The sequence below is a fragment of the Nonlabens sp. Hel1_33_55 genome (assembly GCF_900101765.1).
In the GTDB taxonomy this organism is placed as follows: Bacteria; Bacteroidota; Bacteroidia; order Flavobacteriales; family Flavobacteriaceae; genus Nonlabens.
Genome location: NZ_LT627735.1, coordinates 2,686,209 through 2,700,162, shown reverse-complemented (window position 1 = coordinate 2,700,162; position 13,954 = coordinate 2,686,209). Strand labels below are relative to the sequence as shown.

Annotated in this window: 12 protein-coding genes; 1 reads left to right on the top strand and 11 read right to left on the bottom strand. The window is 35.5% G+C overall.

Annotated elements, in window-relative coordinates; translation table 11 throughout:
* Window positions 1–192: 192 nt before the first annotated feature.
* The 8 genes from BLO34_RS12240 to BLO34_RS12205 all read right to left on the bottom strand — a co-directional run bounded on the left by BLO34_RS12240 (window position 193) and on the right by BLO34_RS12205 (window position 8,809).
* On the bottom strand, window positions 193–1,887 hold the full coding sequence (locus BLO34_RS12240; RefSeq protein WP_090755695.1) for an ABC transporter ATP-binding protein: 1,695 nt from the start codon (window positions 1,885–1,887) through the stop codon (window positions 193–195).
* A complete protein-coding gene (locus BLO34_RS12235; protein WP_090755693.1) occupies window positions 1,865–2,578 on the bottom strand; it encodes a 3'-5' exonuclease in 714 nt (237 codons plus the stop codon). The genes BLO34_RS12240 and BLO34_RS12235 overlap by 23 nt, the downstream gene beginning before the upstream one ends.
* A gap of 2 nt (window positions 2,579–2,580) precedes the next feature.
* Complete coding sequence (locus BLO34_RS12230; protein WP_090755692.1) at window positions 2,581–4,902, bottom strand: penicillin-binding protein 1A; 2,322 nt, start codon at window positions 4,900–4,902, stop codon at window positions 2,581–2,583.
* On the bottom strand, window positions 4,889–5,353 hold the full coding sequence (locus tag BLO34_RS12225; RefSeq protein WP_090755690.1) for a gliding motility lipoprotein GldH: 465 nt from the start codon (window positions 5,351–5,353) through the stop codon (window positions 4,889–4,891). The genes BLO34_RS12230 and BLO34_RS12225 overlap by 14 nt, the downstream gene beginning before the upstream one ends.
* A gap of 39 nt (window positions 5,354–5,392) precedes the next feature.
* The gene (locus tag BLO34_RS12220) at window positions 5,393–6,682 is read right to left on the bottom strand and encodes a stage 0 sporulation family protein (protein WP_090755688.1); all 1,290 of its coding nucleotides are present in this window, start codon (window positions 6,680–6,682) and stop codon (window positions 5,393–5,395) included.
* A 159-nt stretch (window positions 6,683–6,841) separates the two neighbouring features.
* Window positions 6,842–7,126 (bottom strand): GIY-YIG nuclease family protein, encoded by a 285-nt coding sequence (locus tag BLO34_RS12215; RefSeq protein WP_090755687.1) that lies wholly within the window; start codon window positions 7,124–7,126, stop codon window positions 6,842–6,844.
* A 508-nt stretch (window positions 7,127–7,634) separates the two neighbouring features.
* Window positions 7,635–7,949 (bottom strand): hypothetical protein, encoded by a 315-nt coding sequence (locus tag BLO34_RS12210; RefSeq protein WP_090755685.1) that lies wholly within the window; start codon window positions 7,947–7,949, stop codon window positions 7,635–7,637.
* A gap of 53 nt (window positions 7,950–8,002) precedes the next feature.
* The gene (locus BLO34_RS12205) at window positions 8,003–8,809 is read right to left on the bottom strand and encodes a hypothetical protein (RefSeq protein ID WP_090755683.1); all 807 of its coding nucleotides are present in this window, start codon (window positions 8,807–8,809) and stop codon (window positions 8,003–8,005) included.
* Window positions 8,810–8,901: 92 nt separating this feature from the next.
* Here BLO34_RS12205 and BLO34_RS12200 point away from each other — a divergent pair, with 92 nt between their 5' ends.
* Complete coding sequence (locus BLO34_RS12200; RefSeq protein WP_090755682.1) at window positions 8,902–9,501, top strand: hypothetical protein; 600 nt, start codon at window positions 8,902–8,904, stop codon at window positions 9,499–9,501.
* 434 nt (window positions 9,502–9,935) lie between these two features.
* Here the strand turns inward: BLO34_RS12200 and BLO34_RS12190 are convergent, their stop codons facing one another.
* Genes BLO34_RS12190 through BLO34_RS12180 form a run of 3 tightly spaced genes read right to left on the bottom strand, consistent with a single transcriptional unit; the run spans window position 9,936 to window position 13,954 of the window.
* Window positions 9,936–10,658, bottom strand: coding sequence for an LEM-3-like GIY-YIG domain-containing protein (locus BLO34_RS12190; RefSeq protein ID WP_090755679.1), 723 nt, complete (start codon window positions 10,656–10,658; stop codon window positions 9,936–9,938).
* Window positions 10,659–10,683: 25 nt separating this feature from the next.
* Window positions 10,684–13,188: a DEAD/DEAH box helicase gene (locus BLO34_RS12185; protein ID WP_090755677.1), complete on the bottom strand. Its 2,505-nt coding sequence runs from the start codon at window positions 13,186–13,188 to the stop codon at window positions 10,684–10,686.
* A 1-nt stretch (window position 13,189) separates the two neighbouring features.
* On the bottom strand, window positions 13,190–13,954 hold the full coding sequence (locus BLO34_RS12180; RefSeq protein ID WP_090755676.1) for a hypothetical protein: 765 nt from the start codon (window positions 13,952–13,954) through the stop codon (window positions 13,190–13,192).

Below are 13,954 nucleotides of genomic sequence, written 5' to 3'. Positions count from 1 at the left end.
TCTAATACAAATAATAACATCGTGCAAGCATCAATTCAAAAACCCAATAGCATTATATCTACTTACAGATTTATTAAAGGACTTTGTAAACTTGTGTCACGAACGTTTTTTACGTTTTAGATTTTTGCTTTCAAAATGAAATCCCATCTCGGCCTTACCGGGATGGGATTTTTTATTAGCGCTCATTTCATTTTAAGGGATTGCGTCAATCAGCTTTTTAGTATACTCTTTTTGTGGATTCAAATAGAGTTCATCAGCTTCATTCTCTTCTTCAATTTTACCTTTATTCATCACAATAACGCGGTCGCAAAAATATTTGACAACGCTCAAGTCATGAGAAATAAAGATGTATGAGAAACCCAGATCTTCCTTAAACTCATTCAATAGATTGAGCACCTGAGCCTGAACGCTTATGTCCAGAGCACTCACTGATTCATCACACACAATCAACTCTGGTTCTAGGGCTACTGCTCGAGCAATACCAATGCGCTGACGTTGTCCACCACTAAACTCATGAGGATAACGATTATAATAACCAGCCTCTAGGCCTACACGTTCCAGTAATTTTTCCACGCGATGTCTGCGGTCTTTATCGCTGCTACCTATACCATGCCATTTCATGGGTTCCATGATCGCATCGCCTATTCTAATACGCGGGTTAAGCGAGGCAAAAGGATCCTGAAAAATGATCTGTATTTTTTTGCGCAACTTTCTAAGAGCGTTCGACGAGATCTTACTGATATCATGATCATCAATAAGAATCTGGCCACTGGTTATGGGAAGCAATCCAAGAATCATGTTACCCAACGTACTTTTACCGCAACCGCTTTCCCCAACTAGACCTAAACTTTCTCCTTTATAAAGTTCAAAACTCACCTCGTCGACTGCTCGATAATATTGTTGGGTTTGAAAGAGTTTTTTCTTTAGAGCATAATCTTTGACAACGTTATTTACTTTCAATATCGGTTTGCTATCATATAAAGCTGAATGACGCTCATTTCTTTGAGCATTGGATTCAACCTTGTCAACGATACGCTTTTCCATGAAATCCTTGATGGTAGGCAGTCTCTTTAATCTGCGATCTGTTTCTGGTCTGGCAGCAATAAGAGCTTTGGTATATTGTTCCTGTGGATCATCAAATAGTGATTGAGCTTCATTGGTTTCTACCATACGGCCTTGATACATCACCATAATACGATCTGCTATAGATCTTACAAGCGACAAATCGTGAGAGATGAAAAGAATACTCAATCCATATTCTTGCTGCAGCGATTTGAGCAGTAGCATAATTTCTTTCTGTACCGTAACATCTAGCGCGGTCGTTGGTTCATCTGCAATCAAGATCTTCGGTTTGCAGGCGACGGCCATCGCAATCATCACACGTTGCATTTGACCACCACTAATTTCATGAGGATACTTTTGATAAGTCAGCTCAGGTTGTGGGAGCTTTACTTTATTGAAAAGCTCAAGGACATTATGTTTGCGCTGATTAGAGTTAAGTTGCGTATGAATCTTTAAGATTTCAGCAACTTGTTCACCACAAGTTTTCGTGGGATTGAGCGAGCTCATGGGCTCTTGAAAGATCATGGAGATCTCGCTTCCGCGAAAGCGTGACCATTCACCACGTTCCATCTCCAAAACATCTTTCTCTAGAACTATGGCCTTTTTTGCATCTACCTTAATATGCTTACTATCAAGCAAACCCATCAAAATCTTACTGGCAACCGACTTACCGCTACCCGATTCACCAACTACCGCCAGAATTTCATTCTTGTAAAGCTGGATGTCGATATTATGCAATACTTGAGTATATCTAATGCCATTTTTGAAGGAAAGGTTCAAGCCCTTCACATCAATTTGAAGATTATTTGATGATGATCTGGTCATCCTGCAATAGGTTTTCATTACGTAACTTGAGAACTACTTGCGCCACAGCAATTACATCACGTTCACAATAGCGAGTAATACGTTCTACATCCTTTTCATTATAATAGACATTTCTCACCTGTGAACCATCTATATCATCTTTAGGTGATTCTATTCCTAAAATACGAGTCAGTAATTTCAAACTTGTATAATGCTTATAGTCACCAAATTTCCACAACTCCATCGTATCAAGATGTGGAATTTCCCATGGCTTCTTACCAAATAGATTAAGCTTTGCAGGTAGTTCCAAACCATGGATAATCATGCGCCTGGCGATAAAGGGGAAATCAAATTCCTTTGCATTGTGACCGCAAAGTAGATGCTCACGTCTTGAGAAATGCTCTTCTAGCATTTGAGCAAATTCAATCAATAATTGCTTTTCATCGCCATTATAACTGTGTACTCTTAAGGTTCTACCAGATGATGATTCTCTAAAGAATCCAACAGAAATACAAATGATTTTACCGAATTCTGCCCAGATTCCTGCACGCTCATAGAATTCTGCTGGTGAGAATTCATCACGGCGTTGATATTGAGTTTTTTGAGAAAACAACTCTTGATCTATAGGTTTCAGGTCCTCAAAATTTTCATGTTGAGGAACTGTTTCAATATCCAGAAAAAGGATATTTTCAAGAGTCAGCTTATGAATCATAGTTACATATCTAGTTCACCACCATCATCTTCGTCACCAGGATTGCCATTACCATCATTGTAATTAGCACAATCTGTTTGAATAGAAAGGTTTGCAGGTCTAGGGAAACTTGATTTTGATACCTCAATATTGTCATTAGCATACAATCCTTTCATGTAGGAACCCCAAATAGGCAAAGCCATTGATGCTCCTTGACCATAGGTAATCCCAGGAAAGTGAACGGATCGATCTTCACCGCCAACCCAAACACCACTCACTAGATTGGGAACCATTCCCATAAACCATCCATCACTTTGATTTTGTGTGGTACCCGTTTTTCCTGCGATAGGATTCTTGAGCTCATATGGATAATCGGTTAGGATATTGGCATAAGATTGATTGCCTCTCCAAGCGTCCTGCAGTCTAGCGCCACTACCTTCTTGGACAACTCCTTCCATAAGTTTAACTGTAGTATACGCAACTTCAGGGTTCATTACATCTTTGGAATCTGGCATATATTGATACAAAACAGTTCCGTTTTTATCTTCTATGCTCGTAACTAGGATTGGCTCATTGTAGATGCCACCATTTGCAAAAACTCCATAAGCCGCAACCATTTCGTAAAGGCTCACATCTTCTGTTCCTAAGGCAAGTGCTGGTTGAGCTCTCATATTACTTGTATCAATACCTAACGTTTTTACTCTGTCAATGACCGCTTGCGGTCCTACCTCATCCATCAATCTCGCAGAAACCGTGTTGACAGAATTAGCCAAAGCATTTTTAAGCGTTCTCATTTGACCATATCCACCACTAGAGTTTTTAGGAGTCCAGTCACGCTGGTTCCCATAACGGCCAGCTGGAATGGTGTATTCACCATCACTAAATTTCATACATGGCGAAAACTTCAAAAGATCAATTGCCGTTGCATATAAAAATGGTTTAAACGTTGATCCTGGTTGGCGCTTTCCTTTTTTCACGTGATCAAACTTGAAATGCTGGTGGTTGATACCACCAACCCATGCCTTTACATGACCTGTTTGTGGCTCCATGGACATCATACCTGCCTGTAAAAACTTTTTGTAGTACTTAATACTGTCCAGCGGTGTCATGAGTGTATCGATATCACCTGACCATGAAAACACAGTCATGTCTGTTTTCTCGAGAAAGCTATCCTTGATTTCTTGATCGCTTTTTCCATCAGCTTTGAGTATTCTCCAACGCTCTGACCTGCGCATTGCAGATGCGAGGATTCTGTCCACCTCTTCTTCATTAACGTCTCTAAAAGGTGCTGTTTTTAGGTTTCTGTTTTGATGATCAAATTCGGCTTGAAGGTTTTTCATGTGATCCTGTACCGATTTTTCTGCGATGGCTTGCATGCGGCTATCGATCGTTACATTGACCTTAAGACCATCACGGTAGATGTTGTATTTCTCACCATCTGCAGGATTAGGGTTTTCATCAATCCATTTATCTAGCCAACTTCTCAGATATTCTCTAAAATAGGTGGCCATTCCATCATTATGCGTTTCTGGACTAAAATTGAGTTCAATAGGTTGCTCTCTCAAGCTATCCTTCATAGCCTCAGTCATTTTGTCGTTGCGCACCATTTGTACAAAAACCTGATTGCGACGTTGGAAAGATTTGTCTTTACTTATCTCACGGCGTGGATTGAATTGTCGTGGATTTTTAAGCATCGCCACTATAACCGCGCTTTCTTCTACATTGAGATCTTTGGGCTCTTTTCCAAAGTAAATTCTAGACGCAGACCGCACACCATCTGCGTTGTACAAAAAGGTAATCTGATTCAGGTACTGTGCAATGATTTCTTGTTTGGTATATTGTTTTTCCAGCCTAATGGAAATAATCCATTCCTTGAGCTTTTGACCTATACGGGCCACGATGTTTGTGGCTGGTTTCTCAGTAAAATAATTTTTTGCCAGCTGTTGTGTAATGGTACTCGCACCACCACGCTGTCCCAGAAATACGACCGCTCTCATAGTACCATACCAGTCGATACCGCTATGTTCAAAGAATCGCTCATCTTCAGTTGATACGAGTGCGTCCACCATATTTTGTGGCAGTTCTTCAAAACTTACCGGTGTACGATTGTCTTTGTAGAATTTCCCGAGTGTTATAGCGTCAGATGCAACAATCTCTGTAGCAAGATCTGTATCTGGATTCTCCAGTTTTGTGTGATCTGGTAAGGAGCCGAATACGCCCCAACTGGTTAATATAAATATCAAAACCAGCAATCCTATTGCTAGTCCTACCAATTTCCAGAAAAAGACCACATTTGCCCGTAATTCTTGTTTGCGCGTTGCTTCTTGAGCTTTAGTTGCTGCCATCTTGACTATTTTTTTCAATACTATATCCTACATCCAGCACACCTTCCAGTTGTGGTAATGGTGTTGCACTACCACTTTTTCTCATGGCTTGTTGTAGGGTAAGTTGGTATGTTCCGCTTTCGCGAAAGCGGAATCCCTTCTTATATGTTAACTTATTTTCAACGACATCGCTGCCAGTGCCTAAAAATGCACCTCTCGCATCTGCCATCGCATACTCCAATGTATCTGTAACGATCTTTCCCTGCGGAAATTTCATTTGCGTGATCAACCACAGGTTTTTGAATGCATACGCCTTATTGTTGCGCATATTCAAATATATCTGATAATCGCTGATGGTGTCCACAGGCTCAATCATAAACTCGACTGGTTCATTTGCCGGCCAGGCAGCGCTATCAAAAGAAATGTTGTCTGTCGCCACCAGATTGTCGTCACATCCAGTGATTGCAAACATTACCAGTATAAAAATAGTAAGGCGATGCTGCGGCTTCATCTATTTCTTGTCGTTGTTTGTATTTCCAGGTTTAGGCTTGCGGCTTTTATTCCTGCGAGGTTTGGTGGACTTATTCTGGTTGGAGTTTGGGCTTTTATTGCTTTGCCCATCTGCTTTAACGGCAGGTTTATTGCCCGCTGGAGCTTTCTTCTTATTACGGTTGTTACGTCGCTTTTTACGCTTGCTTTTAGCACCGCTAGATTTGTTATCAAATCTGGTGAGGCTATCCTGACCTACTACATTTTCAAAGCTTACTTTTTCTTCTATAACGAGCTCTCTAGCGTATTCTTCAATACCTGCCACCTTTTCTTTTGCCTTGTTTTTAGCAACGATCTCGTGTACTTGATCTGTAGTCAACGTGTGCCAGTTCATCCACTCGCCGTCGTAGCAGTACCACATCAGGCCTTTGAAGATGTCTACTTTTTGGCAAAGCGCGACTCCTTTATCTGTATAAAGCTTTTGGTTTTGTTTTGGGAAGTTGCTCAGTGCATCCATATATGAGTCCAACTCATAGTTGAGACAGCATTTAAGTTTTCCACACTGTCCTGCTAACTTTTGAGGATTCAAAGAAAGGTTCTGATAACGTGCCGCGCTTGTTGTAACTGATCTAAAATCTGTCAGCCAGGTGCTGCAACATAATTCACGGCCACAGGACCCTATACCGCCCAATCTTGCTGCTTCCTGTCGCAAACCTATCTGCCGCATCTCAATACGCGTACGGAAGGTTCCTGCATATTCCCTGATCAATTCCCTGAAATCCACACGCTGGTCTGCGGTGTAGAAAAAAGTAGCTTTAGAACCATCACCTTGGAATTCAATATCAGAAATCTTCATCTTAAGATTCAATCTGATCGCGATCTCACGTGCTTTGATCTTCATCTCATCCTCACGACCGCGAGCTTCCTTCCATTTATCAATATCATTCTGATTGGCAACGCGGTAAATCTGGAGAACCTCATCGCTATCTAATTTGACGCGCTTGCGTTTCATTTGAACGCGTACCAACTCGCCGGTTAGTGTGACAATGCCCATATCATGGCCAGTAGCGCATTGCGTGGCCACGACATCGCCTATTTTTAATGGTAGATTCTCATGATTGTGAAAGAACTCTTTGCGGCTGTTCTTAAATCTTACTTCAACATAGGGAAACATTTCCTGGCCTTCTGGTAGTTCCATGTTAGCCAGCCAATCAAAAACAGTAAGTTTATTACATCCTGAGGTACCACAGGTACCGTGATTCTTACATCCACCTGGTGCGCTATCACCAGTTCCACAACTATTACAGCTCATTCTCCTATGTTATATATTGAAATCCAATTACTTGAGTAATGGATTGAAAGTATTTGCACTTAACGTAAATATAGGGAATCTGAAAATGGAAATCTAGGGCTGGATTATCAATTTAGGCTGGTTGAATTTCTATGCTATGAAGCCGTGGGTTCAACGTGATTAAGAATATTTAGCTTTGAGACGAAGAATTATTTCGGGATACGTTTTAATGTCTTGAATATACTTTCGGCTTTTCATTCTTTTGATATGTGCCTCAATCTTTTTGGCTAGCATTTTTGATTCACAATCAAATTCAAAGAACAGTTCCCAGTCATCTGCTTTTCCAGTAAATTTTTGCGTAGGCGAATTTTTATGGAAGTCAAGCCTCTTTTTTATTTCTGCAGTTTCACCGATATAATATCGGTCGAGACAATTGGAATAAAGAATGTATACTGTATGAGACATTCAACAATTTAAGAAAGATTGAAAAGTTGTCAATTCTCATTTTTTAAACTTTCGCTTTAAAACACAAAAAAGCCGTTCATCTCTGAACGGCTTTCTGCTCCTCTTCTTGGGCTCGAACCAAGGACTGAGTTATCCCAATTACATTAGGTTTATTAGCTTTTAGATCATTAGGGTATCCGTATTGTGTCTTATTTTAATGTTATTTATTATAATAAAAATAAACGATTTGTCACTAAAAGCTGCTAATTATCTAAGTCTTTCATACCTAAAAAAATGCATGCACCTCCGACAACTAATAGTGATAGAAATACTATGGTATTAGAAGCCGCAAAAGCAAAGGAAACTACTATAATGATTAGTCCAACGATTATCGTGGTATTGTGTGATTTATTACTCATATTTTTTATAGTTATATTTTGAACACTCTCACTGCAGTTGCTTTTTATGATTAAATGTCATACGTAAAACCTAATAATTGCTCCCTTAACAATGATTTATTGTGAGATCTCTAGTCATCAAAAATTTGATTGTAAACATTAGAAGAAACTTTATCAATAAGATTATCTATATCCTCGCTTGATAGTCCTAAATCTTCTTTTTTGGTGGTAAGTGCAAATTTGAACAGCTTGGTAGATTGGTCAATGTGTGATTTGATATCGGAATCGTCTTCTAGTTGAGAATCCAAAACATTATATCCAAACAATACTTCAATTTGATTCATCAAATTAGAATATAACTTATGCGTCATTTCCTTTTTGATGTCTATATCATCATCAGGCTTTGTTTCTCTATCAATATTCTTTTCTTGTTTATTGTTTCTCATCTTATATTATATAAATCTCTCTCAGGCTAAGACAATAATTGTATTGCTTGTTACTAATAATAATCAAAAAAGCCCGATCTGGTTCTTCCTTGATCATCCGTATACCTGTAGAATGTTGGATGATCTTCATCATCATATTGATAATTGATTCTAAAAATATCTTGCGACTGTAAATTTTCTTTGACAATTAAATTGTTAGGGAAAAATACAAACGTATCATCAGGCAGATCACCATAAGCTAAGTTTAATGGTAAACCGTAACTCTTCCAAATTGTATAAAATGGATTTACTTTATCATCAAATGTTAATTCATACCTTGTAGGTTGAGAAGTATCTACCACCCTATTGACTAAAACAGCGATAGGGTTTTCTCCTTGTTCAAACAAAAATTGAAATCTCAGACCATCCAAAATAAATTCTTCTAAACGGTTTTGCTGGTCATAGATAAATTCTAAATCTCCCAAATTAAAAGAGGTGATTTCATCTATATTCAAACCATTATAATTAAAAAAAACAGATGGACTTCGATTACTGTCAGAAATGTAATCATAATTAAAATCTTGAAATGGTAGATTTGTATTGCCTGTTCCCGCAATATAAATGTTTTGAATTCGGTCTGTGCCATCATAATTTACGTGATGGTAGAATGTGGTACCAGCACTGTAAAACCGTGATATTCGATCGTTTTGTAATTGAATATTGAGGTTTCCAAATTGACTTTGAGAAATCGATTTAATAACTTTGAGGTTTGCAGATTGATTACCTCCATTATTTGGATCTTCCATTTCATCTTCTGATGTGCAAGAATATGATAAAATGATGGTAAACAGTATTATTGCAATAATTTTGATTTGTTTCATAATTTGTAATTAGTTAGTTATTTTTTTTCTGATGATTGAAATACAAACAACGCAAATAATTTTGCAGCCTATCTGCAATTTCAAAATTTTATATGCCTGTAAATCTCAATGCCCTAATCAGATATAAGACTATAGATAAGTGTCTAAGAAACACATTAGTTTCATCTGATATGCAGTATTTAATAAAGCAATGCTCAACAGCTTTAAATGAAGCTACAGGAAAGAAAGGTGGCGTTTCTGAAAGAACTATACGAAATGATCTAAGAGTGCTCAGAAGTGATATTTTAAGTTTCAATGCACCTATTGTAGTTAAAAATGGAGTCTATAAATATTCTGACAAAAACTTTTCAATCTTTGAAACTTCTTTCTCTGAAATGGAGTTACTTATCGAAATACAAGGTTTACTTGTAGATGAGTTTCATAATATTTCTAATAGGAATCTTCCAGTATTATTAAGTAGGCTTAATAGCATCACGAATATTGAAGTTGCAAAAGAGTTTTTACCTAAGCCTCTAAATGATAGTAAACCTAAAATACTTCCTAAACGAGTAAGTACCGAAGCTAGTAGTTATGCCTCAAAATTAAATCTCTATTTTAAAAAGATAGATCAGAAACGAGGTTTTTGGAAAAAGTCCAAACCTAAAGGATTGAAATGGGAGTTTGTATTTGACGTTCTTATGAATAATATTTAGCTGTTAGAGTCTTCTATTTCTTACTTTGCTTTTGAATATTCCAAGAAGGTCTAAAATGATTAATAAGCTCTTCTTCAAGCGTGTTTCTAAAAGAATCTGGAGTAATTTTTAAATATTTCATTTTTATAGTATTCCCCTTCGCTATTTCCTTCTGTACATTAGCCAGTTTTGAACCAGTTCTGGGATGCTTTTTGAAAATATGATTGCGTACCCTTGTTTTAAACAAGTACCTTTTGATTTGCCTATATAAACCAACGAAGTTTCTTTGATATCTGTTTCGTAGAGGTATAAGAAGTACACAATCCCTACTCCTTTAATGTTTATTATGGGAGCGCCGTTTGTATTAACTGCATCATTAGAATCCTTTGCAAATTCTACAGCCTTATTTAGCAAAGAACTAAATTCTATTTCTATATTATTAATTGGCGGAGTGATTATAGTGTGTATTTGATTGGGTTTGCGGCACCTCTTTTCTTCGTGTGAGCAATGGTCTTGTTGATATATAGATCTCTTACAACATTTGGTGCAATTTTGCCATTAAATCCCCAACGATTCTGTCTTTTCTTATTTGGAACATGAATGGAGTACCAATCTTCTATTTCAAATACCTCTATAATGATCCCAGAGTACTCAGCTAGTGCGTATTTGATAGTATTTCTTCTATGTGCCGCTATCACCCAAGATTGCTTAGTAGCTTGATAAATAGCATCGCTAGAATTTCCTCTGAAATAATTTTTATTAATATTGATGATAATTGCAGAATGATGAAGTTCATAAAGAGGTTGGGCGTTATGCAACCTTATGATTTCGTCACTAGTCATTAAACCTTTACTTCCTACATGATGTCCACTAGCAATATTGGACAAATCAAAACCTAAATAATTTCCAAAGTCAATCAAAGAAGCTTCTACTTCTAATGCTTCTTTTCTATTGAGTCCATGCCTGACAATAATATGATTGACCTCTAGACCTAAGTCTTTAATCTTTCTAATTGTATCTAGTTTCAGACTTTCATCTCTTGTTCTTAAAGCATCATTCTTGTGGTCAAACACTCTATTACTTGAACCCATTCCTATATAAAAAGGTGCATTTGTTTCAGGATGAATTAGCACATATACGTAGTGCCCTAAATGCTCTATTGATTTATTGTCAAACATAAATATTGATCATGGTAAATTTTCTTCAAGACAGGAAACGTTCAATCTCAAAGCGTTGAAAATCATTCAACGTTTTTAAATATTCCTGAAAGTTTTCATTTGAAGTTAGATTATTGTTTTCGTCAAATTTTAGGTTTGTTAATTGCTTGTCTTTAGTCAAACGGTCTATAAGACCTATCGTCAACCCGAATTTAGTAAGCTCTATTTTTTCTTCATTAGTAGTGCCGTACACATATTCATTATATTCATCTTTGGATATGAAATTAAAATCATAAAGAAATACTATAAGCTTATTCAATTTGAAGCTTATAAAGTCATCTTCAATCTTCAATTTCACAATGGCATAATTGACTAATTCTTCATCATTTTTTACTTTTAAGTTAATTGCTACCTTGGAATTATTAAGCTCATTAAAGTATTTGTTAGATTGATAAGTTTGCTCGCCGTAAGTTGTGCCTATGTAGTAAATATGGTCTTCAGAGTTTTCTGAATTTTTTCTAGATTTAAGGTAGTTGAAAACGATTTGTATATTCTCTTTTAAAGACTTTTTTCTATTCTCAATATGTGTGTGGTAGTAGTTTCTTGCGCTCTCTTCATTTAATCTAAAAAACTCGTAATCAATTATAAAATTATCTTTGTCAGCAAAGTCCTTAATAAATACGGTGAAAATTTTATCAAGAATATTTTTACTATTCCAATCAGGACTTAGATAGATTAAATTATTAATAGATTGAAGGATTTTATCAACTAGAAAATCTAGGTCGTTATAAAAAATACTAAAGCTATTCTCTATAAAATATTGTTTTAATATTTCCTCAGGGGTAAGGTTTTCTTTTATTAAAAAATCTTCATACTCTATGAGCTTGATAACTTTATCGCGTTTCTTTTGCTGTGCATCTTTGTCAGAATCTTTGATTGATTCAATGTCAAACTTATTCAAAACAGGGTTATCAATTATATCACTAAAGGTTCTATTCCTTAGGAGTTTGATTTTATTGAACATTTTTAAAGCATTATTTCCATGCATGTTGTATAATTTGTTATTTACAAAGTATACACTAGGCAATAGCTTAGCGAGGTTATTTCCCTTTTTAAAAATCTCATTTAATCTATTAACACGACCAATTAAATTAGTAAGTTCTTTACCTCCCAAACCTCTTGTATTAAAGATATATAAATTGTCTACAGGCAAATTCATGCCTTCAAGAATGACCGAGTTAGCAACAACATAATTTATATCGTGTATTTCTTTAAATTTCTTCTCTAAGTATTCTTTTATTAAGTCCGGAAGTTTTCCATGAAGATAAATTATACCCTTTTTTAATAGAGGTACACAATAGAATTTTTCATGGACTTCGTCTTTCAGAATGGCTATAATTTCCTTTAAATAATTGTTCTCTTTATCATTAACAATTCCCGCTAAGTTTTTGGCTAAATCTTCAATATGAACTGGTCTGTAGTTATATAGAAAATTTTTACTTTTTGAAGTTTTTTGAATAAGATCAAAATGGTTTTCAAAATTAGATAGAAAAAGACCAGTATTGTTATCATTTATAAAAAACCTATTGTGTTTTAGGAGTTTGTTTTCAAGAGAAAATTCAAAAATTTCAGGAGATTTAATGTTGAAATTAATGGTGTGAGAATTAATCTCTTGCTCAGAATTAATTTTTAAGCTGTTAACGGTATCAATAAGTGGAGAGAGGTATACAATTTTACAGCTTTCTTTTCTATTCTTATTAAGTCTAATCAATCTAGCCAATAACAAACTTCTATTATCTTTTTTAAAGATATTGTGAGCTTCATCAATGATCAACGAGTCATAGGCTATTGCAGCAGATTTTAAAAGCCTTAAAGCTCGCTCTTGAGTAAATATAGCGATGAAATTATCTTCATCTTTGTACATCTCATTATGCATCAACACCCTGTATCCTAAGTTTGCATCTCTAATCATTTTATAGGTCTGCATCAAAAGTGATTTTGTAGGTACTATTATTGCAATTTTCTGCTTTTGTTCTAATGAACTAATGTATTCTACAATTACTGAACTTTTCCCAAACGAAGTAGGGGCTAAAAAACTCTTCTCTTGAGAATTGTCATGAACAAATTGGATTCTCTCAGTATTTTGTTCAAATGTTTCAACATACTTTGAATGTGCATCTACTACTTTCTCATAATCCAAAAGTTTTAACCCAACCACAAAATCTCTAAAACTAGTTTCTCCTATTAGATTATTTTTCAAAATAGTATCAGTAATAGGAAAAAAACCAAACTCAACTGAAAAATCATAGAGAGGTTTATAATCTTGAAAATTTAAAGAATATTTTAGTACTATATAATATGCAAAATCAGCGAAGCTTTTATTTCTCCGATCATTATTGTACCGATCAAGAAAAATAAGTGCACATGATAAAATATAGCTTTTTTCAACTTCGCTTAAATCTTGATCTAGAGTAAGTTTTGATATTACTTCTTTAAAAAAAGTATTTCCTTTGACAAGTGCAGTAAACGTAGACTTTTCACTTGATAACATACTACCGCTTTAAATAATCTAAAAGGTGCATTGTCGATTTTTTATTTAAGCAAATCACAATTATGCTCTTATAGTTTTTATCCTCCAAATATTTAATGATTTCTTGTTTCAACTCATCTGTATTTATTTCATTCCAACTGTCTTCCAAGAAGATTGTTGAAGAAATCATGAGGTCAAAATCTTTTATCTCTCCGAAGCTTTTTTCCGTGTACAATTCAGATAGCGCACTAAGTTTCTTCAAAAGAGTGTTTTTAGTAGCAACTGCTCCTAAGCTAGCATGATTGTATGCATTCTCCCAAGGGTTATTTTGAGAATCAACTCCCTCAACTTTCTTTTTAATACCATTGTAGCCAATACTAATTATTTCTTTGTGCGTTTTATCAATTTGGGTTGTTGATTTGCTCTCTAGGATCCAATCTTTATCCCCTTTGGAATAGTAACCATCAAACCCTTTTTTCATGGAGTTTTCCTCTAAATTGAAATATAAAAACTCTTGTTTATAATCTTGACTATTTAAAAAGAGATGTATAAAGAATTCTGATACAGAGCCTTGTAATAAATTAGATTGACCTTTAGCTTCTAGATAATTAATAAACTCTGTTTTCACACTAGAAAGTTTGATGTCTCTATTTCCCCTACATATGGTGATTAATTTGTCATCAATATATTCAGCAAAATCATCCTCAATATTTTCAATATTTATGGAGTACCCAATAATTTTATCTGAGATCTTAATTTCGAGGTAATTAATTGGGTTATTTGTCAT